The sequence below is a fragment of the Micromonospora echinofusca genome (genome assembly GCF_017614955.1).
Taxonomy (GTDB): domain Bacteria; phylum Actinomycetota; class Actinomycetes; order Mycobacteriales; family Micromonosporaceae; genus Micromonospora; species Micromonospora echinofusca_A.
On the sequence record NZ_WVUH01000693.1, the window covers coordinates 1 to 853 of the forward strand.

Here is an 853-nt window from a genome sequence, read left to right on the forward strand (position 1 = left end):
GGGGTGGCCCCGTCGGGCGGGACGCCGTCCGTCGGCGGGGGAGGTGCCGACAGGCCCAGCGGCCCACGGTCGACCACCTGCCCCGGCAGGGGGACCGTCCCCGGGCCGGCCGCCGGGGTACCGGCCAGCGACAGCGAACCGAAGGCGGCCCGGACCCCGGTCAGGGTGCCGTCGGCGGCGAAGCAGTAGATCCCGACGTCGACCGGCGGGTTCAGGGAGGCCGAGGTCGACTCGACCGAGAAGCAGGTGCCGGTGACCCCGGGCAGCGGTCGGGCCACCGACACGGAGAGCGCCGACTGCCGGTCGGTCAGCACCCGCAGCCAGTCGGTGAACGGGTGCTGCACCCGTGGGTCGATCTCCCCCGGCAGGTCGCCGTCCGGGTCGGCGACCCGGACACAGCCCGGCGAGGTGGGCAGCGCCCCGGTCGGCAGCGCGCACTGGAAGAGGCCGTCGCCGGTCCGGGCCAGGGCGACGTCGGCGGTACCGCCGAGCGCGCTCTGCGGAATGTCCACCCGCCAGGTGTCGTCCGTGGCGTTCGTCACCGTCACGGTCCGCTCGGGCCGTCCGGGCACGCTGAACCGGTACGTGGCGGTCAGGTGGCGGTCCTGGGCTGCGGCCGCCAGCGCGGCGAGCTGGTCCCGGGTGGCGTCGGCGCCGGCCGGCGCCCCGGTGGTGCCGGCCGGGGAGGGCCCGGTCGGGGGTGCCGGCTCCGTCCCGCCACCACAGCCGGACAGCAGCGGCAGGGCCGTCACGACCAGCAGCACCGGACCGGTGACCGCCGAGAGGGTGGAACCACGTCGCCGGGACCGCAGGTCGCGGGCGGTGCCGGCTGGTGTCGGGCGTGGGGCCGGGG

General features: G+C 77.8%; 1 protein-coding gene. It reads right to left on the reverse strand.

The window, feature by feature from the left end:
• A partial coding sequence (locus GSF22_RS33930) for a hypothetical protein (RefSeq protein ID WP_307804523.1) occupies positions 1-853 on the reverse strand: 853 nt, incomplete at both ends.